The following is a 21,065-nucleotide window of genomic DNA, read 5'->3' as shown; positions in this document are numbered from 1 at the left end:
GTAAATGCCTTCATAAAATAGTTTGTCAGTTTGCACAAAAGTATTTTCTAATTTTAATTATTCTCTCTATTTCTAATCCTAAAAATACTCTTCAAATCCATTGCTCTATCCATAATTCGTTTGTTGTTTCCAAAAAGAAGAATAATATCAATAATTAGAATAATTGTGAAAATCGCAGAAACTAAATTATTAGCTACATTAAAGGAGTTACCAAAACTATAACTAAAATTATAGGCATACGCACCAAAAACACCTGCTAATCTAGGAATTCCGATAGGTGCATTTCTCAAAACGGATTGCCACCAACTTAGTCTGTTTTCATCTCTTTCTTCTACGACTTCAATATTCATCAAATTTTTTCCTAAACTCAATGAACGTCCTTTATAAGAAAAATCTCTCAATAAAAAGTATGTCCAAAGCAAAGGAGAAAGGGTATAAGAAAGTGCAAACTGAATCAGCCAAACCAAAGCCAAATCTATCAAAACACTTCCCAAACGATGTCCTGCACTTACTACATTTAAGTTTTGTAGTGTTTCATTAATCTTAAAATTAGAGTTTACTCGGCTATAATATTCAGCCGAACGCTTTTTAAAGTGTCCTAATGAAGTGGTTTGAGGAATGGCAGGAAGAGTACGTGTTTGATTACAATGGCGATTTCCCAAATACGACCAACTATCTGTATGAAAAGCCGATTTACATTCAGCACAAAGCACAATTTTGTCGCCAGCCTCCAAAGTATCGCCTGTAATTGGGTCAATACGTGCTTGAGTAAGAAATTTTTCGTGTCGTTGTGGGTCTAGTTGATGAATATGCATGATTTATAAATCTTTGGGAAATGCTAGTATGTAAGGCTTATTATAAGTAATACGTTAGAGTTTCAGTTTGTGTTGTATATTTTAACTTCTAAAATCTAAAATCTTAATTTGTTATTCTAATTTACTAAAATTATCTCTAAAAAGGTCTTTTCAGATTCTTATAAAATCTAAATTCTGAAAAAAAAGAACTTTTACACCTACTTAACAAGGAAAAGGCAAGCCATTTTCCCTACTCTAATTTTATTACTTCAAAATTTATTTAATATCTTTGAATTATTATTCTCAAAGGAGATTCAAAACACAAATTCAAATCTTAAAAAGAAATTATTATGAGTAAAGTATTAATTATTGGTGCTGGTGGAGTTGGTAATGTGGTTGTCAAAAAGTGTGCAATGTTGCCTGATGTTTTTTCAGAAATTATGCTCGCTAGTCGTACACTTCCAAAAGTAGAAGCTGCTGCAAAAGAAGTAAAAGAACTTACAGGAAGAGATATTCAGACTGCCAAAGTAGATGCTGATAATGTTCAAGAACTGGTTGCTCTTATCAAAAAATTTGAACCAAAATTAGTAATTAATGTAGCTCTTCCGTATCAAGATTTGCCAATTATGGACGCATGTTTGGAAACAAAAACGCATTATTTGGATACTGCCAATTACGAACCAAAAGATGTAGCTAAATTTGAATATAGCTGGCAATGGGCATACAAAAAACGATTCGAAGACGCTGGAATTATGGCTCTTTTGGGTTGTGGTTTTGACCCTGGTGTTACAGGAGTATTTACGGCACATGCAGCCAAATATCATTTTGATAAAGATGGAATGGAATTTTTGGATATTGTAGATTGTAATGCAGGAAGTCATGGAAAAGCATTTGCAACTAACTTTAATCCTGAAATCAATATTCGTGAGATTACTCAACGTGGAAAATATTGGGAAAATGGCGATTGGAAAGAAACTGAGCCTTTGGAAGTAAATAGAATGATTAATTATCCAGAAGTAGGACCTAAAAAATCATTTATGTTGTATCATGAAGAGTTAGAATCACTAACGAAAAATTTCCCTTCACTAAAACGAGCTAGATTTTGGATGACTTTTTCAGATGAATATATTACGCATTTGAGAGTATTGGAAAATGTAGGAATGACCAGAATTGATGAAGTAGAATATCAAGGACAGAAAATTGTTCCTCTTCAGTTTTTGAAAGCTGTTTTGCCTGAGCCGTCTTCTTTGGGAGAAAATTATGAAGGACAAACTTCTATTGGTTGTCATATTAGAGGGAAAAAAGATGGAAAACCTGCTTATTTCTTCATTCATAATAACTGCGACCACGCCAAAACCTACAAAGAAATTGGCGCACAAGCTGTTTCTTATACAACTGGCGTACCTGCGATGATAGGTGCAAAAATGATGTTGGAAGGAAAATGGATGAAAGCTGGTGTTTATAATGTGGAAGAGTTTAATCCTGACCCTTTTATGGAAGATTTGAACAAATACGGTTTAGAGTGGCACGAAAAGTCAAATGAGTTTGTAGAATTTAATGATTAATTTCTAACTTTAGATTTGAAAAATGGGTTCAAGCAGTAATGTTTGAACCTATTTTTTTTAAGCAAAAACAAAAGTATCATGTATATCATTTCCCTTTATTGCATTCGAACTGACAGCATCTTGATTGGGAATATAAACCGAAAAAGTAGTTTTTTGAAAAGGAATAGAGGTGCAAAAAATACTTCCTTCTAATTTATTTACAGCTTTTTTGACTAAATATAGTCCTAAACCACTTCCTATCGAACGCTCTGAAGAGCGCACAAACATATTAAAAATAGAACCTAAAAGTTCGGTAGGAATTCCCTCTCCATTATCACTAACTTCTATCAAAACCTGTTCTTTTTCTACTTTAATAAAAAGTTCTACTATGGGCTTTTCATTAATATTATGATAAATAAGAGAGTTTCGTAATAAATTAATAATAATCAGTTTCAACCATGTTTTATCAGTAATAAGTTGGCTATGACTTTCTATTTTGACTTTGATAGATATTCCATTCGAAGCATAATCATAAGCTGCTGTTTTGGCTTCTTCTAAAAATAATTGTAAGTTATCAATTTCTGTAAAAGATAGTTCTTCTTCTACCAAATCATGAAGTTGCATGAGTCTTCGAAGCATCGTATCCATTTGTTTGAGTGTTGCATCAAATAATTCTATGTAGGTATGAACTTCGTAAATAACCTGCATATTACTATCATTTTCAAGTCCATTCATAGACATTTTCAAAAGATTACTCAAGCCTTCTAAGCGTACTAAAGGCGCACGCAAATCATGTGAAGCTCTATACATAAAAGTATCTAATTCATGTCTTGCTTCTGCGACACTTTTTACACTTATTTCAAGTTCTTTTGTTCGTTTTTCTACTTTATCATTGAGCTTTAAATTAAGAGTTGCAATTTTTTCTTTTTGGGTGATGAGTTGGGTGTTTTGTTGGACTGTTTCATTATTTTTTTCTACTAGTTTTTTATTGAGTTGCTTTTTTTGTTGATTTTGATAAAATAAAATACTTAAGAAAAATATAGCAGCAAAAAGACCAATCGTAATTGCTAAAATTATGATTTGTTTATTTTCATTTTCTTTTTCTAAAACTTTGACTTGTGCAAATGCTTGCCCATTTTCAAATGCTGATTGTATAGCTGCTAGATTAATAGCAATTTCACGGTGGTTGAGTGAATCACGAATCAATTTTGCAGCACGTTCTAAATATAAAGCTCTCTGAAAACTATCTATTTCTGTAAATAATCTAGCTCGTTCCTCATATATAGAGGCTATTGTTTTGTTTAATTTATGTTTGGAAGCAATACTGTAAGCACTATCCAAATAAATACTAGAATTTGAAATGTCTTTTTTTTCTCTATAAATTTTACCTAAAAGAACAAGAGCATTTGCAGCACTACCCCAGTTTTTGTATTGATTACTCAATCGAACATCTTCTTCTAATAAATAAATTGCTTGTCCATAATTTTTCTTTTTGTAGAGAATTTCTCCAATATTTCCAGTTGCTAATGCAAGGGCTGTTGTATCCTGCATTTGTGTCGCAATTTGTTTTGCTATTCTATAATAGTAGAGTGAAGAATCTAGTTTTCCAAGTTGTCTATAAGCTACTCCCAAATTATTTGCTGTATAACGTTGTTCCCACAAAAAGCCATTTTTTACGGCATAATTATATCCATAATTATAGTTTTTGATAGCTTCTGGATAATTTTCAACTTGATAATAAATATCCCCAATCTTATACAGTAAGATTACTTTATTAAATTTATCATCTATTTTAGTAAAAATTTGTGAAGCATCTAATGCATAAATAATAGCCTGTTCTTCTAATCCCAAATGAATATAATTACCAGCCAAAAATTTAGCAGAAAAAGCTCTTTCACGAAGTAAATTATTGTCTTTAGCTATTTTATAAGCTCTCAAGTTACGCTCTAATGCAAGTCCTCGTTTTCCAATACCTTCAAAAAAGTAACCTTCTAACCAATGGAAATGTATTTTGATTGTCGTTTGAGTTGTATCTGTAATTTTTTGTTGTAGAGAGTTGAGTCTTTTTTGATTCAAATCATTTGTGCCTTTGCTTAATAAAGTAACAAGGTTTTCATAAGGTTGTATATTTTCTGTTGAAGAAAGAAAAATCAACTCTGTATTATTCCACTCTTCATCCACTTTATTTAGTTGGGCAAATGAGAGAGGAATCAGAGTTGTTCCAAAAAATAGCAATAAAAGCCATTTTTTCATAGCAAGCCTAATAATATAGTATGAGTCAGTGAAAATTATAAATAAAATAATTGAACTCCACAAGTTAGTAATTAAAAAAATAGCTTAGGCTTTTACAAAAATAAAAACCTAAGTTTTTTTATAAAAAAATTATAATCTAAGAATATCTAAGGTATAAGCACCTCCTTCACTAAGCGTAAAAAATGTGCTTTTTGAATACGAACTATCATTGGCTTCCGAAGAGCGAAAAACAAAACGATAACGACCTGGTTGAAGTGCAAAATTAGTACGTGGAATTCCTTTTTCTGGTAAGTTCATTACCCATTCTTCACTTCCATCTTGATTGACAACATAAATACTTCCATATCCTGAAAGTTTATTCAAAATGGTAACTACCCCTGGTGTTTTTACTTTTAAAGTGGTTGTTCTGCCTTGATTAATTTGTACATTATCAAAAATAGTTGTTGGGCGTGTCAAGACTTCTACTCTGTAATTACCAATCAGATAATTATGAGGTTCATTGACTTGTTGATTGACCAATATTTCACTACTTCCTGTTTTCTGAACAATGGCACTATGTCCTGTCGAATAATCTAATGAACCTTTTTGTTCAATATTTAATTTTCCTTGAGGTGTCATTACCTTGATTACATTGTGTCTTCCTCCAATAATTTCTACATTTTTTTGTACGATGGGTGGTGTAGTATAAACAATCAAATCATAAGTAGGAATGGCATCAATATCTAGTTCATCTGTTTTTCCTCCTTTATCTCTAAAATGAACAAGGTTATAACGAGCTTTTTTGGTTACTTGGTCAATGAATGCCATGTGAACATTAGCTTCTTTGGGTTGTTTTTTCTCATCTAAAAGTTCGACTGTTACAGTTGTTTTTCCTAATGTTTGTTTGACTACTTCTTGCAAAAAGCCTTTAAACTGTTTTGAAGATTTTGCATTAAAAAAACGTCCCATACATTCAAAACCCTTTGCGTATTTCGGCTCAATTCCCATTCCTACAATAAAAGGCTTCAAAAATATTCCTTTTTCTTGTAATCCTCTTGAAATTGCACAAGGATCACCATCACAGGCTTCTATTCCGTCGGTTATCATTACAATTACATTTCTTGTATCTTTTCCATCGTTTGGAAAATCTTTTGTAGCTTGTTCTAATGAATAAGCGATTGGTGTTGTTCCTTTTGGCTGCAAACCGTCAAGCATAGAGCGAATTTGATTATTATTTCTTGAACCAAAGGCCACTTCTAATTTAGAATCTTGACAGTTTTTTTGTTTGAAATTGAATTGATGACCATAAACACGCATCGCAACTTCCACATAAGGTACATTAGCAATCGAATCTATCATATTGGATAAAATCTGACGAGCAATATTAATGCGTGTGTCGCCTTCCCAAGCCGAATTCATACTTCCACTAGCATCTAAGACAAACAAAAGGCGAGTAGTTTGAGGAACTTGTTTTTTCTGAGCAAAAGACGAAGAAGGTAAAAAAGAGAGTGAAAAAACACTAATTAAGAGCAAAATAAATGGAAATCGTAGGTTTAGTTTCATAGTTATATCGATAATTGGAAGAGAGTTAGGGTAAAAGTGAGCTAGTTTTTTTAATTTTGTAGTAAGAAAAATGTAGCTTAGAGAAAAATATATTTTAGACTTTAGCCTAAGATAAAAATTAAATGTTAAAAAAATAAAGTTTCAAACATCTTTCCAAAAAATAGAATTTCTATTTTAATAGCTTTCTGTAAAATAACATCCTATTTCAAAAACAGTTTACATCTAATAACACACAATTTTTTTACCTCGTTCATAAAAACATAATGACTAGCTCAAAAACAGACATTCAAATACTAGAAGAAAAACAAAACGCACATATTCAAAAACTAAGAACAGAAATAGAGCCTTTACGTCAGCAACTTTTGCATCATAAAGTATATAAAAAAATAAGTTCAGTAGAAGATTTAAAGATTTTTTTAGAGCATCATGTTTTTGCTGTTTGGGATTTTATGTCACTTCTTAAATCACTTCAAAACGAACTTACCTGTGTTCAAGTGCCTTGGATTCCGAAGGGAAATCCTCTTACTCGTCGTTTAATCAATGAAATTGTTTTGGCAGAAGAAACTGACCAAGATGAAGAAGGAAATGCAAAAAGTCATTTCGAACTCTACATTGAGGCAATGAATGACTGTAAAGCTGATATTTCCAAAATTACGTATTTGATACAACTTTTGAAGGAGTGGAAAAGTGTCAGAACAGCTCTTTCTCAGATTGATATTGCAACTTCTATCAAAGAATTTGTTTCATTTTCTTTTGATGTCATTGAAACTAAAAAAGCGCATAAAATAGCTGTTGTATTTACGTTTGGAAGAGAAGATTTAATTCCTGATATGTTTACTTCTATCCTAAGAGACATGAAAAACTCGTCTAAAAACTCTGACAAAGATGCTGAAAGTATCAAAAAGCTAGTTTATTATTTTGACCGTCATATCGAACTTGATGGCGACCACCATTCTCACATGTCTATCCAAATGATAAAAGAACTTTGTGGAGATGACGAAACAAAATGGAAAGATGCCATAGAAATTAGTAAACTTGCTCTTCAAAAAAGAATTGATTTGTGGGATGGAATACTGGCTGAAATTACAAGTAGTGATAAGTGATAAATTGGTAGTGATTAGTTAAATTTCTTATGAAAAAATACGTTTTGGTATTTTCGTTTTTCTTGTTTTCGTTTTCTGTTTTTGCTCAAAATTTTGATTCATTAATTTCTAAAACAGAAAAAGAACAGTTTTTAAATCAAAAAAATGAAATTTTGATGCTGCTTTTTGATGGAATAGAAATTACGAATCAACACCAAAAAAATGAAGTCAAATGGAAACCTAATTTTTATGAAAACAAACAGGTTGTAAATTTTGATGATGATTTTGCTTATACTGGGTTAGATACAGTGTTTTTTTATCAAGAAGGAGATACAAAAAAAGCTGTTGTTATCTTTGCAACTTATGTGTACGAAAATAATAAAGTAATTAATTGTCACTCTTGCGCTCCTAATATTTCAGTTGCTACTTTCAAATATGATGAAAAACTAAAAAAATGGGAATCTGTTCTTTTTGAGAAATTTTATGGTGTACATGGAAATTGGGGAGGAATTCATCCTATGAAATTAAAAAAAATAGGAGAAAATAAGTATGCTATTTTATTTCACTCTGGTTTTACTCATATGGGTACTGATGATTCTTGGACTACTATTTATGACTTATATTGGATGAAAAAACTGAAAACTATCAGAACTTATCATGATAATTCGGGCTATTACCCAGAGAGTGAGAAAGAAAAAATTGTTATAATAGATACAGATATAGAGTTTGAAAAAAGTGATAAAGAATACTATGATTTGATAATCACTACAAAAGTGAAAGACTCTACAAGTGTGGAAGTTTTCGAACACAAAAACATAGAAGGATATGTTTCAAAAGAGTAGTAAATAAATTTATTCTTTTTCTTTCACTATTTTCTGAATAGCTTTTATATTTGGATTGATGGACGTAATAGAAACTTCCTTTTCTCCTTCTAAAATGTAGAATAAATAAGAACTATTCTGTCCTACTACATAAACTTCTTTTACAAAATCATTTGAGAAAGTTATTTTGGTTCTTTATGATTTTAGTTGCAAATGTTTAAATTAGCATTTATTTTCTCTTTATTACAAATATCATTTTTATGGATAGTGTAATTGTTTTTGATGAATTATTACATATTGTCGCTCCTTTTCATATTCGTCAAATTGATAAAGATGAATTAGCCAAAAAGGTTCATGTTTATGTTGAAGTTTGTTCTACTTACCGTCCTTCTGCTTTTGAAGACTGGCGTATTCATAGCTATAAAGATAGAGAGTGGGAGCATTTAAATATTTTTGAATATCGCTGTTTTATTCATTGTAAACTACCTATTTATCAAAACAAAATTACTAAAGAAACTTCTCAACTTAAAGTAGATTTTTCTAGAGAGTTTTCTCGTTTTACTCTACTTTATGAGCAAAAAGTAATGGATTTACTAAAAATATATCATTGTTTTCAAAAAGTAGCTAAACAACTAGGTATTTATACACAGCGAGTGGAACACATTTATCACTATTATACGCAAGACTTAAATGAAAATCCACCTCTAGGAGCAGTTAGAAAAATAGGAGCAGATGAAACTTCTACTAAAAAAGGACATGATTATATCACTTCTTTTATAGATATGGAAACTTCAAAAATAATTGCAATAGAAGATGGGAAATCAGGGGCTACTTTTGAGCAATTAGCTCTACACCATCCTAATCCTAATACAGTAAAGGAGATTTCTATTGATATGTCTCCTGCTTTCATTAGTGCAGCCAATGAATATTTTCCAAATGCAGCTCTTACTTTTGATAAATGGCATGTAATTAAGTTATTATACAAACACTTAGAAAAGTTAAAGAAAACACCAATTTATGATAGTCTAGTACTTAGTATGGAAAAACTTGAAAGTTTTTACGAGAACAAATCAATAGAAGAAGCCAAAGCACAATTACTGTTTATGGCTGATTTTGCAGAAGAAATAAAACCCAAAAATCCATTCACAAAGACAATATATCGTCATTTTGAAGGTATTATAAATTACTTTTCTTCTAAACTAACAAATGGTATTTTAGAGGGAATTAATTCAACTATACAGGTAATTAAAAGAGTAGCTAGAGGATTTAGATACACTCATAATTTCAAGAAAATGATACGATTTATTTTTAGTGATAAAGTGTATTTGCAACCGAATTCATAAAGAACCGTTATTTTATAATTTTCTTCAAAATTTTGTATTTTTATTCTTTTACTTATTTTATTTCCACGTCCGACTCCTAGTCCTATAAACATACAGAATACACAAAATAAAATAAAAGGTATTCCTTTATTCTCTTTTGTTGAGCTTATCATTCTATCTGATTTTTCTACATTACCAGTTAAGTTATACCACTTTTTTAGTCTGTATTTTTGATGGAATTTTGGTAAAAACTTTGTAATATAGAAATAAGCAAATATAATTATACCAATGAATATAAAAGATAATAACCAACTTTGAGTGAGAATATTTACAGGACTCAAAAGAATATCTGAATAATTGAGAATATCTACACCTAAGAATCTAAAGTAAATTACATCACTAATGATTCCCAAAAGTATCAAATAAATATAACCAAGTGATAAATATTCTTGTAAAGTGAGTTTTTCTTTTAGCATAATTTTGAGATTTTAAAGTGAATTTTGAGATTTAAAATTAAATATAAAAACCCTAATAACCTGCTTTATAGGACAGAAAATTAGGGTTTAGCTCTAAGAAGAAATAACATTTTTATTTATCTAAATACTTCGCATACGTACTCAAATCTTTATCTCCTCTTCCAGAAAGGTTGATAATGACCACTTTTTTATCAAAATCTGTATCATCTTCTTTTAGATTATTCAAAACAGCTAAAGCGTGAGCTGATTCTATGGCTGGAATAATTCCTTCTAAAAGAGCCAATTCTTTTCCTGCTCGCATTGCTTCATCATCCGTAACAGAATAAAATTTTGCTCGTTTACTATCTGCTAAATGTGCGTGCAAAGCTCCAATACCGGGGTAATCTAAGCCTGCCGAAATTGAATATGGCTCAACTACTTGTCCGTCTGTGGTCTGCATCAAAAGTGTTTTGCTTCCATGCAAAACTCCTAATGTTCCACAAGCTATTGTTGCAGCCGTTTCTCCACTAGAAATTCCCATTCCTGCTGCTTCTGCTCCGATAAGTTGAACCACTTTTTCATCAATATAATGATAAAATGCGCCTGCTGCATTACTTCCACCACCTACACAAGCAATTACGTAATCTGGATTTGGTGTGCCTTCTTTTTCTGTAAGTTGATTACGCATTTCTTCACTAATCACAGATTGAAACCAAGCCACCATTTCTGGATAAGGGTGAGGACCTACCACAGAACCAATAATATAATGTGTATCAACTGGATTATTTATCCAATAACGCATCGCTTCATTTGTCGCATCTTTTAAAGTTTTGCTACCCGAAAGGGCTGGACGAACTTCTGCACCAAGCATTTTCATTCTTTGTACATTGGGTTGCTGTCTTTCGATGTCTATTTCGCCCATAAAAATGATACATTCCATTCCCATCAAAGCACAAACTGTTGCTGTTGCTACTCCGTGCTGTCCTGCACCTGTTTCGGCTACGATTTTATTTTTACCTAATTTTTTGGCTAAAAGAACCTGTCCAACCGTATTATTTACTTTATGTGCGCCTGTATGATTTAGGTCTTCACGTTTTAAATAGATTTTTGCACCATATTTTTCAGACAAACGGTTGGCAAGATAAAGAGGTGTAGGTCTTCCCACATAATCTTTTAATAAATGACGAAATTCTTTTCTAAATTCTTCATCATTTTGTAAAGCATAATAGGCTTTTTCGATTTCTTCAATATTTGGATATAACATTTCTGGAATGTATGCACCTCCAAATTGTCCATAATACCCTCGCTCATCTGCTATTTTGGAACGTAAAACCGTTTTTAGTATATTTTCTTTAGCTGTATTTTTTACAATAGTTTCTTCTTGATTTATCATTATAATATATGTTGAGGGAGAAAGAGATAGGTTTAAAATAAATTGTTTCCCACATTGTCCGAATAATCTTCTTTATGGATTTTATAATTTTGACCTAAATTTAAGAACTATTTTTTACTTTTGTTTCCTCTCTAAGCAATCTGTTAGTAATTTATGTTTTGAAAGAATTAATATAAATAATTTTGAAATGCAAAGTAAGGAGGCTGTTTAAACATCTAAATTTCTAAAGTTTTGATTGAAAATAAGCTATCACAAAAGAATAAATTGTAATTTCGTGTCTTCAAATAAAGAAAACTAATTATATACTCATAGTGGAAAAAACGACTTCTTTTACGCCTCCTGCTTCTCAAACTCCGAATAGTTCTGACAAAGAAAAAAAACGCTCTGCACAAGTTCCGATTTTGCTTTCATCTATCTTTATAATTGCTGTTTGTGGAATTTTGTATGAACTTTTGATAAGTAGTATTTCGACTTATTTTTTGGGAAGTAGTATTCTTCACTTTTCGATTACGATTGGTCTTTTCCTTTCTGCAATGGGTTTAGGTTCATTTTTGAGTAGGTATGTCTATCGAAATTTATTGGATTGGTTTGTCGTTATCGAAACTATTCTTGGGCTTGTTGGAGGTTGTTCTACGCTGATTTTATACTTTAGTTATACCGTTTTAGACAATTATTATGCTGTTGCTCTTGTTATTATTGTTTTTTTGGGAGCGTTTGTAGGTTTAGAAATTCCGATTGTTACACGTCTTTTGAAAGAACATAATAATCTGAAAGATACTATTTCAAATGTTTTGGCTTTTGATTATTTGGGTTCTTTGGTGGCTTCTGTTGCTTTTCCAATTTTGCTTTTGCCTTATTTAGGTCTGATGCGAACAGCTTTTTTTATTGGAATAATAAACCTTTTAATTGCCATTTTTAATGCGTGGGTTTTTAGAAAAGAACTAAAACAAGCTGCTGCAAAACTCGCTTTTTCTGGAATTTCGATGGCTGTCTTGCTTATTGGTTTTATTTATTCGTTTCAAATAAGTGATTTTTTTGAGCAAATGATGTATCAAGATGAAATTATTTATTCTGACCAAACTCCTTATCAACGTATCGTAGTAACCAAATACAAGAAAAATACACAACTTTTTATCAATGGAAATTTACAGTTTTCGACGCTTGATGAATACCGTTATCACGAAACTTTGGTTCATGTTCCTGCTCTTCTGACTGGACATTTAGAAAATGTTTTGATTTTGGGAGGTGGCGATGGTTTGGCAGTTCGTGAACTTTTAAAGTACGATGAAATTGAAAGTATTGATTTGGTAGATTTAGACAAAGCGATTACAAACTTAGCAAAGCACAATCGTATTTTTAGAGAAGTAAATCAAAATTCATTAGCCAATCCAAAAGTAAAAATTCATAATGTAGATGCGTTTAAATTTGTAGAAGAATCAACAAAACAGTATTCTCTCATTATTGTAGACTTGCCAGACCCTCACGAGGCTTCTTTGGGAAAATTGTATTCAATAGAATTTTATCGTTTGGCTAAGAAAATTCTTTCAAGAGATGGTGTTTTGATTACTCAATCTACTTCCCCTTATTTTGCTCCAAAACCATTTTGGTGTATTCAAAAAACAATGCAAGAAGCTTTTCCTTCAGCACTTCCTGTAAATGTCTATGTTCCAGCGTTTGGAATGTGGGGATTTAGTATGGGAATAAATAATCCAAAATTTAATCAAAATGATAGTACAGCTATTGGACTTCCTTCTCAAAAGCAGCTAGACAAAATTTATAAAGAGATTACCAGAAAACTAGAGAAACGACAATTAGATTTGAAATATTTAGCTCCAGAGGTATTGCCTAAACTATTCGTTTTTGATAAAGATATGTTTTATGATATAGATATTGATGAAACTGGCGAAGGAGATTCTGTAAAAGTAAATCGTTTAGATAATCAAATTTTGATTCAATATTATGAGCAGAGTTGGAAGCGTTGGGAATAGAAATAAAGTTTTGAAGTATGAAGTCAGAAATAAGAAGTAATTGCAAACAAAAGCACAAATAATTTGTAGGGAAAAGGCTTGCCTTTTACTGTATTCTTGTTTTTAAACTTTGACAGTCTTTTCACAAGGCTGTCAATAGTTTCATAAGCCAAAGTTTTTGTTCAACTATTGTCAGAGTTATTTTGGATTACCAAAAAACTACTGACAAAGTTTTTATTTCAAATTCCGTAATCCGTAATCCGTAATCCGTAATCCGTAATTGAATTTTTACTCTCCACTAGCAGCAGCAGCCAAACGCTCTGCATTTTCGGCAAGTTTTAGCTCTTCGATAAACGAACCAATATCTCCATCCATTACATTCGGCAAATTAAAGACACTAAAGTTTATTCTATGGTCGGTAACACGTCCTTGTGAGTAGTTGTAAGTTCTGATTTTATCTGAACGGTCGCCACGTCCTACCATCGAACGACGAACTTCTGAAGTTTCATCATTCTTTTTCTGTAATTCCATATCATACAAACGAGCTTTCAATACTTTCAAAGCCTGTTCAAAGTTTTGAAGCTGCGAACGTCCATCTTGACATTCAACTACTAATCCTGATGGAAGGTGAGTCAAACGAATAGCTGATTCTGTCTTATTTACATGCTGTCCACCTGCTCCTGATGCTCTAAATGTATCTTTTTTGACATCACCCATATCAAGGTTGATTTCTACGGCATCTGTTTCTGGCAAAACAGCAACTGATGCAGCCGAAGTATGAACACGTCCTTGACTTTCTGTATCTGGAACACGCTGTACACGATGTACACCTGATTCGTATTTAAGTTTTCCGTAGGCTTCATTTCCTGTAACTGAAACGATAATTTCTTTATAACCACCTGCTGTAGCTTCACTAAATGAGATAATATCCCACGTCCATTTCTGAACCTCTGCAAAACGCTGATACATTCTATACAAATCGCCTGCAAAAATACCAGCTTCATCACCTCCTGCGCCTGCACGGATTTCAAGAATTGCATTTTTGTCATCATCTGGGTCTTTTGGAATAAGTAGCGTTTTGATTTCGTTTTCTATTTTTTCTTGTTTTGGCTCTAATTCTTCAAGCTCCTGTTTTGCCATTTCTCTAAAATCTTCATCTTTTTCTTCTCTCAAAACAGATTTTGCTCCTTCAATATTACTTAGTATTTTTTTATACTCTTCATATTTCAAATCAATTTTTTCTAAGTCTTTGTATTCCTTGCTCAATTTTGCATAATTTTCCATGTCGCTCATCAAGTCAGGATTCATCATTTCCTCACGAACAGCATGAAAGCGTTTTTTGATTTCTTCTAATTTATCTACCATATTGATTTAAAAAAATTATGACCTGCCAAAGCAGCGAAGCTAATTAAAAATGTAATTCTACTAGATTATAAAGAATTTACAACCTAAAAATGTTTTTTACCAAAAATTCATTTACTAAATTGCAAATTATTTTTGAAAATAGAGTACAAATATACAATAATAATTTGAGTATTTTATTACCTAAAATAATCAATCATTTCTTGAGCCATTATAACAGTAAGCCCTTCTGGGTGTCCTAAACGATTATCTTTTATTAGATTTGATAAAATATTGACAACTTCTTTTTCTAATGAAGGATTAGATTCAACCAATTCTTCATTGATATAAAGTCTTCTAGGTACTTCTGGGTGTGGAGGTGGTGTATATTCTTCTTCATTAAATACTTCTAGACCTTCGTCGGTAGGAAGCATATCAACTTTTATTTCTTTGTCCTCTTTATCATATAGAATCAACATCAAACTACAAGGTTGAGGAGGTACCCAAAAATCTAGTTTTTTAATATCTTTGTAAGAAGGTAAATTCATTTTTTTATTTCGAAAAATATTGCTAAAATTTTATATATTTATTTTTCTAAATTTAAGCAAAAATACTAATAATATTTAATTTATATGAACAAAGTGATTTTTATTCTATTTCTTATTAATCTTTTTGTTTCTTCTTGTATTTCAGAACAGAACACTTCCCAAGATGAAGTTATTAATAAACCCTATGCTATTTTTATTATGCCTACACAAAAGGTAATAGATAGTTTGCAAAAAGCTGATGAGAAAGTATATAGCATAGTACTAGATGACAATATGTATTACTTAGGTTTGGCTAGAAAACATTTAGATTCCTTACAAATTCCTGTTTTAGATACAGTAGGAGAAGGAGATATAAAATTCCAAACAAATAAAAATGAAATTTTTGAATTGGATTTATCTCAAAATGCTTGGCAAGTTATCTTATTTAATGGAACTGATGAACCTATTAAAATAAATACCACAGATTACGAAACAGAGATTAAAAAATACATGAAGTAATAAAAAAACTTTACCTTTGCAGTATTAAGTGTAACACACTCTTTAGTGTGTGAGAATATATCGTGCCTTTTAAAGGTACGTAAAAAAAGATATAAAATTAAAAGCCTTTAAAAATAGATTTATGTTAAGAACGCATACTTGTGGAGAGCTTCGCCTTTCGGACGTAGAAAAAAATGAAGAAATAATCCTTTGTGGTTGGGTACGTCGTATTCGTGATAAAGGAAAACTCCTTTGGATTGACCTTCGTGATAGATACGGAATTACGCAGCTTTTTTTAGAAGAAGACAGTACAGACCCAAAACTTTTAGAACTCGTTAGAGAAAAAATGGGTAGAGAGTGTGTCATCAAAGCAACAGGAAAACTGATTGAACGTACTTCGAAAAACTTAGATATTCCGACAGGAGAAGTAGAATTAAAAGTTACAAGCCTTGAGATTCTGAATGAATCTAAAACGCCTCCTTTTTTGGTAGAAGACGAAACAGATGGAGGAGATGAGCTGCGTATGAAGTACCGTTATTTGGATTTACGTCGTCCAAAATTGCAGAATAATATGATGCTTCGCCACAAAATGGCACAAGCAATGCGTAGATATTTGGACGGAAAAGATTTTATGGAAATTGAAACGCCATTTTTGATAAAATCTACTCCTGAAGGCGCACGAGATTTTGTAGTTCCTAGTCGTATGCATCCTGGAGAGTTTTATGCTTTGCCACAAAGTCCACAAACATTCAAGCAGATTTTGATGGTGGCTGGATATGATAAATATTTCCAAATTGTTCGTTGTTTTAGAGATGAAGATTTGAGAGCCGACCGTCAGCCAGAGTTTACTCAAATTGACTGTGAAATGTCGTTTGTTTCTCAAGAAGATATTCTAAATAATTTTGAAGGACTTTTAAAATATCTTTTCAAAGAACTCAAAGGAATCAATATAGAAAATGATTTTCCTAGAATGACGTATGATGAAGCGATGAAAACCTACGGCAACGACAAACCAGATATTCGTTTCGAAATGAAGTTTAAGGAAATGAATGAAGTTACAAAAGGAAAAGATTTTAAAGTTTTTGATGATGCAGAATTAGTTGTAGGAATAAATGCAACAGGTTGTGCAGATTATTCTCGTAAGCAACTAGACGCACTTACTAATTTTGTCAAAAAACCTCAAATCGGTGCAACAGGACTTATTTATTTGAAAGTAAATACTGACGGAACGCTCAAATCATCAGTAGATAAATTTTTTAATGAAGAAGATTTGAAGAAATGGGCTGAGCTGTTTGATGCAAAAGCAGGCGATTTGATTTTGGTTTTGGCAGGAAATGCAGACAAAACTAGAAAAGCCATGAGCGAATTGCGCTTAGAAATGGGCAATCAATTAGGACTTCGTAAAGCAGACGATTACAAACCTCTTTGGGTGCTTGATTTTCCTTTATTAGAATGGGGAGAAGAAGAAAATCGTTGGTTTGCGATGCACCACCCTTTTACTTCTCCTAAAAAAGAAGACTTAGAAAAATTAAATACAAATCCTGCTGATGTTCGTGCAGATGCGTATGATTTGGTTTTGAATGGTGTTGAAATTGGTGGAGGTTCTATTCGTATTTACGATAGAGCTTTACAGGAGAAAATGTTGTCGTTTTTAGGTTTTTCAGATGAAGAAGCAAAAGCTCAATTTGGTTTCCTAATGGACGCTTTCGAATATGGTGCGCCTCCTCACGGTGGAATTGCACTAGGTTTTGACCGTCTTTGTGCTTTATTTGGTGGCGAGCAGAGTATTCGTGATTTTATTGCTTTCCCTAAAAACAATGCAGGAAAAGATTTGATGATAGATGCACCAGCTCCGATTGATAAAAAACAACTTGATGAATTGGAAATTAAAGTTGATTTGAAAGCCAAATAGTGATTAACTGTTAGTTATTAGTGGTTAATGAAAGACTGTTTGATAATTTTTATTATTGAACAGTTTTTTTATAAAAAAATCATAGTTTTAATACATTTCAGGGTCAATTAACTTATCAGGCTCACAATACATTTCCTCATGTGTTTTATCACAAAGAAATTCATTAATCATAGTTGATAGTTTGTTATAATAGTTTTGAGTGTTGTCATATCTTGTTACGAAATAGTAGGTAGTGTCCATTTTTTCTGGCTCTTTTATATTTTGAGAGTCAAGTTGATAAGTCTTTTGTTGAATAAGGTTAGAAAAAAAGTTTAACTCTTTTGTCTGATTTACTGCTTTCATTATATCCGAAATAAGTAAAAAATTCTTAGCTCTCAAATGTAAAGCCTGTCCTTCCAACTCAGATAATTTTTCAGTTCTATTCTTGTAAAGTCTCAAGAATCTCCATAGAAGCTTTTTGCCTTTATCGTGATAAAAATTAGCACTATCAATCTGTTTTTTATGCAAAAAAATCTCTCCTATCATACCTAATATTTCAACATATTCAAAGATTTTCTTGTTACTTTTAAAGCCAAGCGATGCCTTTTGATAATTTATAAGAGCTTCATCGATTTTTTTATCTTCTAATAACAACTTTGCTATTTCTTCATAAACGTAGGTTTGTGTACTTTTATCTGTAGAATGTTCTTCTAAAACCTCTCTAAGTTTCGCTAAATATTTAGAATGGTCTATGTTTTTCATTTGAGCTAAAACAGAAACAAAAACAGCTATACTTTCTACTTTCTCTGATATTTTTCCTTTTTTGAGAGCATCTAAACCTCCTTGTTTGTAGTTGAGTTTATCTAAATCATAGCCTGTTTTTCCTAGTTTCCATTTTTCGTCAGTTAAGTAATTCAAACAAATTTGGTCGCCTTCTGCCGAACAAGAGCCTGTTTGATATGTTCCGTAAAGAATCATATCAGCATTGTGATATTTTCGTAACTCATCAGCTTTTTGGTCGTTAAAATTTTCTAAGTCAATATTTTCCCAATAGTGTGTTTTTACTTTTAGGCTATCTTTTTGAATAATTCCATTTAGACGTTCTTTAATCACAAAACCTGCATCGTAATTTTTCCCGTTGTCTTTACAAATCTCATTGAAGGGAAGAATAATAATCTTGAAATCTTGGTCGTCTTCTACAAAAAACTTATCAAATCCTAAAGCTATTTTTATTTCCTCTTTTTGCCAAAATCCAATAACAGTAACAAATACTACAAAAAGCAAAATTGATAAACCTTTGGTTTTTGTACTGTGTATTATATCTCCAATATGAAAATTCCCTCCTACATTAATCGTACTGTTGCTAATTACATTTTTTGATCTTTCAATAAACTCTTGGCTAAAACTCTCTTTTGACATCAAACTATACAAACTCTGTAATTCTTCTACTTCTATATTTTCATTTGGGTTTTCTGTAATATTTGTTCTTAATTTTAAAATATGCTTTTCTAGTTGCTTGATTCTTTGTTTCAAATCAAATTTGTAGGGAGCATAAAAAGTAATAGCTTCCTCAGTACGATAATAGTTTAATCGTTCTAAAAGGTTATCCAGTAAAATTTGAGTTGGAGAAGAGTGCATATTTTTCTATTATTTTGATTATCTTGTAGTAAGTTATAAAAAAATAAAACAAAATGGGAATCTCAAAAAGAAAAATAAGTGTAGAGGAATATATGATGATTGATGCAAATACAGATGAAAAAATAGAGTATTTGAATGGAGAAATTCGTGCAATGGCAGGAACAACTCTTGAACATCAAACCATTATCTTAAATTTAGTTGAATTGTTGCGTTCTTGTTTGAAGAAAAAAGGATGTAGATTAGTAACTGGAGATATGAAACTTCACACACCAGACTGCGAAAAGGCATTTTTATATCCTGATATTCATATTTATTGTGGGGAAATAGAAAAGGAGAAAATGCTTTATGGCGCATATTCTTTGAAAGAACCCAAAATTATTATAGAAGTGCTTTCTGCTTTTACAAGTAACTATGACAAAGCAGATAAATTTGAATGTTACAAAAAAATAAAATCTCTTGAAAAGTATATTATGATAGAAAGTAGCCTTGATACAAAAGAACCTGCTGTCTATGTTCGTACTTTGGAAAGTGAAACAAAATATACAGAAGAAATGCTCAATATCGATGCTATTTTGGAGATTTTGGGTTGTGAAGTGAGTGTGAAGGATATTTATGAGATGTAATCCTAAAGGATGAGCTGCAAAAATACACTCTCATAGTAAATCATAAACTATAATTTCATTCCATAGTAATTAGTTAGTGTGAGTAAAATTTGGATTCGTCATTATACAGAACTAAATAATTTATAGAATAAATATCAATCTGATTATTTATGTAGAACAACCTATAATTTATTGATAATCAGTAAGTTGTTTTGTGGTAAGATTTCCTACAACAAAATAGATTTTAAAAAAGTTCAAAAAAGTCTAATTTTTTTATAGAAATAGTTTGCAGGAATAAAAAAAGCTCTTACCTTTGCAATCCCAAACGAGGGAAATGTAGCTTACTCTTTAGAGTGAGAAACTTGTACCAAAGACTTTAGTCTTTGTAAATCAAGCAAAACGAAACGAAAATAAACTTTGAAAGTTTTAGAAATAAAATTTGGTAGTTTGAAAATTAAGTTTTACCTTTGCATTCCCTTTCAGAAACGCTGAAAGAAAAAGTTATTAAAATGATAAGTAAAAAGATAGAAACAAAAATAAAAGATAAAATAAATTATTAAATTTAGTTTGTATTTGAAATAAAAGTTTTTACCTTTGTACTTCCAAAAAAAGCGAATGTTTTAGCTTTCGTTTCAAGTAAAGGTTTTGAAAACTAAAAAAAAACTTTCAATATTTTTCTCAATTAATTTGAAATAAAATTTGGTAGCTTGAAAATTAAGTTTTACCTTTGCATTCCCTTTCAGAAACGCTGAAAGAAAAAGTTATTAAAATGATAAGTTAAAAAGATAGAAATAAAGATAAAATAAATTATTAAATTTAGTTTGTTTTTAAAGTAAAAGTTTCTACCTTTGTGCTTCCAAAAAAAAAAGAGTGATTGACTCTTTTAGGATTTGAAAATGTATTTCGCAAATGGTTTTAAAACGAAAAAAACTTTCAAAATTTTAGAAATAAAGTTTGGTGGTTTAAAAATTAAGTTTTACCTTTGCATTCTCTTACAGAAAAGAGCTAGTCAAAACAATTTATAGACGTTTTAATCTTTTCTAAAATGACCAAAAAATTAATTCAAAAATAATTGAAATTTAATTTGGAAGTTAAGAAAAAAAGCTCGTATCTTTGTAAGACCTTTTGGAAACAAAAAGATTAAAAAGTTAATCAAAATGTAACGAAAAATTAATTTGAATTTGACAAACGAAGTCATAATTCACAACTACTAAAGTAACTCAATTTATTGTTTTACATATAGTAACAAGTTCCTTGACATGCAGGTTATGAACAAAACAGGAAAAATTTAAGTATCAATTAATTTATAGTAATATAAATTAATTATCATAAAAAAAACTTTCTGTCAATTCTTAAAAACAAAAGTAATACGGAATTAATAATCAAAAAGAATAA

General features: G+C 31.0%; 16 protein-coding genes. 8 read left to right on the top strand and 8 right to left on the bottom strand.

The features are described 5' to 3' along the window. Positions 1–53: 53 nt before the first annotated feature. Complete coding sequence (locus tag ACE193_RS08895; RefSeq protein ID WP_375562640.1) at positions 54–815, bottom strand: RDD family protein; 762 nt, start codon at positions 813–815, stop codon at positions 54–56. A 329-nt stretch (positions 816–1,144) separates the two neighbouring features. On the opposite strand from ACE193_RS08895, the gene ACE193_RS08890 reads away from it, so the two are divergent. After that, positions 1,145–2,359, top strand: coding sequence for a saccharopine dehydrogenase family protein (locus tag ACE193_RS08890; RefSeq protein ID WP_375562639.1), 1,215 nt, complete (start codon positions 1,145–1,147; stop codon positions 2,357–2,359). Positions 2,360–2,416: 57 nt separating this feature from the next. On the opposite strand, the gene ACE193_RS08885 is transcribed toward ACE193_RS08890, so the two are convergent. Both ACE193_RS08885 and ACE193_RS08880 read right to left on the bottom strand, forming a co-directional pair. Then, a complete protein-coding gene (locus ACE193_RS08885) occupies positions 2,417–4,591 on the bottom strand; it encodes an ATP-binding protein (protein ID WP_375562638.1) in 2,175 nt (724 codons plus the stop codon). A gap of 129 nt (positions 4,592–4,720) precedes the next feature. Continuing rightward, the gene (locus tag ACE193_RS08880) at positions 4,721–6,133 is read right to left on the bottom strand and encodes a VWA domain-containing protein (protein WP_375562637.1); all 1,413 of its coding nucleotides are present in this window, start codon (positions 6,131–6,133) and stop codon (positions 4,721–4,723) included. A 263-nt stretch (positions 6,134–6,396) separates the two neighbouring features. Here ACE193_RS08880 and ACE193_RS08875 point away from each other — a divergent pair, with 263 nt between their 5' ends. The 3 genes from ACE193_RS08875 to ACE193_RS08865 all read left to right on the top strand — a co-directional run bounded on the left by ACE193_RS08875 (position 6,397) and on the right by ACE193_RS08865 (position 9,379). Next, on the top strand, positions 6,397–7,236 hold the full coding sequence (locus ACE193_RS08875; RefSeq protein ID WP_375562636.1) for a DUF3050 domain-containing protein: 840 nt from the start codon (positions 6,397–6,399) through the stop codon (positions 7,234–7,236). Between the two features lie 29 nt (positions 7,237–7,265). Further along, positions 7,266–8,057 (top strand): hypothetical protein, encoded by a 792-nt coding sequence (locus ACE193_RS08870; RefSeq protein WP_375562635.1) that lies wholly within the window; start codon positions 7,266–7,268, stop codon positions 8,055–8,057. A 239-nt stretch (positions 8,058–8,296) separates the two neighbouring features. After that, positions 8,297–9,379, top strand: coding sequence for a transposase (locus tag ACE193_RS08865; RefSeq protein ID WP_375558860.1), 1,083 nt, complete (start codon positions 8,297–8,299; stop codon positions 9,377–9,379). On the opposite strand, the gene ACE193_RS08860 is transcribed toward ACE193_RS08865, so the two are convergent. Together ACE193_RS08860 and trpB are read right to left on the bottom strand one after the other, a co-directional pair. Continuing rightward, positions 9,313–9,834: a hypothetical protein gene (locus ACE193_RS08860; RefSeq protein WP_375562634.1), complete on the bottom strand. Its 522-nt coding sequence runs from the start codon at positions 9,832–9,834 to the stop codon at positions 9,313–9,315. The genes ACE193_RS08865 and ACE193_RS08860 overlap by 67 nt on opposite strands. Positions 9,835–9,946: 112 nt before the next feature. Next, positions 9,947–11,206, bottom strand: coding sequence for a tryptophan synthase subunit beta (trpB, locus tag ACE193_RS08855; protein ID WP_375562633.1), 1,260 nt, complete (start codon positions 11,204–11,206; stop codon positions 9,947–9,949). Positions 11,207–11,517: 311 nt separating this feature from the next. Here trpB and ACE193_RS08850 point away from each other — a divergent pair, with 311 nt between their 5' ends. Continuing rightward, complete coding sequence (locus ACE193_RS08850) at positions 11,518–13,194, top strand: polyamine aminopropyltransferase (protein WP_375562632.1); 1,677 nt, start codon at positions 11,518–11,520, stop codon at positions 13,192–13,194. Positions 13,195–13,461: 267 nt separating this feature from the next. Here ACE193_RS08850 and prfA read toward each other — a convergent pair whose 3' ends face one another. Further along, entirely contained in the window at positions 13,462–14,538 is a 1,077-nt protein-coding gene (gene prfA, locus ACE193_RS08845; RefSeq protein ID WP_375562631.1) for a peptide chain release factor 1, read from the bottom strand. A 176-nt stretch (positions 14,539–14,714) separates the two neighbouring features. Continuing rightward, complete coding sequence (locus ACE193_RS08840) at positions 14,715–15,062, bottom strand: hypothetical protein (RefSeq protein WP_375562630.1); 348 nt, start codon at positions 15,060–15,062, stop codon at positions 14,715–14,717. A gap of 84 nt (positions 15,063–15,146) precedes the next feature. On the opposite strand from ACE193_RS08840, the gene ACE193_RS08835 reads away from it, so the two are divergent. Together ACE193_RS08835 and aspS are read left to right on the top strand one after the other, a co-directional pair. After that, positions 15,147–15,560, top strand: coding sequence for a hypothetical protein (locus ACE193_RS08835; RefSeq protein WP_375562629.1), 414 nt, complete (start codon positions 15,147–15,149; stop codon positions 15,558–15,560). 121 nt (positions 15,561–15,681) lie between these two features. Next, a complete protein-coding gene (aspS, locus tag ACE193_RS08830; RefSeq protein ID WP_375562628.1) occupies positions 15,682–17,451 on the top strand; it encodes an aspartate--tRNA ligase in 1,770 nt (589 codons plus the stop codon). An 87-nt stretch (positions 17,452–17,538) separates the two neighbouring features. Here the strand turns inward: aspS and ACE193_RS08825 are convergent, their stop codons facing one another. Next, entirely contained in the window at positions 17,539–19,068 is a 1,530-nt protein-coding gene (locus ACE193_RS08825; RefSeq protein WP_375562627.1) for a hypothetical protein, read from the bottom strand. 53 nt (positions 19,069–19,121) lie between these two features. Between ACE193_RS08825 and ACE193_RS08820 the strand changes: the two genes are divergently transcribed. Further along, positions 19,122–19,691 (top strand): Uma2 family endonuclease, encoded by a 570-nt coding sequence (locus ACE193_RS08820; protein ID WP_375562626.1) that lies wholly within the window; start codon positions 19,122–19,124, stop codon positions 19,689–19,691. Positions 19,692–21,065: the final 1,374 nt, after the last annotated feature.

It is taken from the genome of Bernardetia aquimarina, assembly GCF_042180575.1.
GTDB lineage: Bacteria > Bacteroidota > Bacteroidia > Cytophagales > Bernardetiaceae > Bernardetia.
Note: the sequence above shows the minus strand (reverse complement) of the source record. Positions and strands in the feature narration are given on the sequence as shown.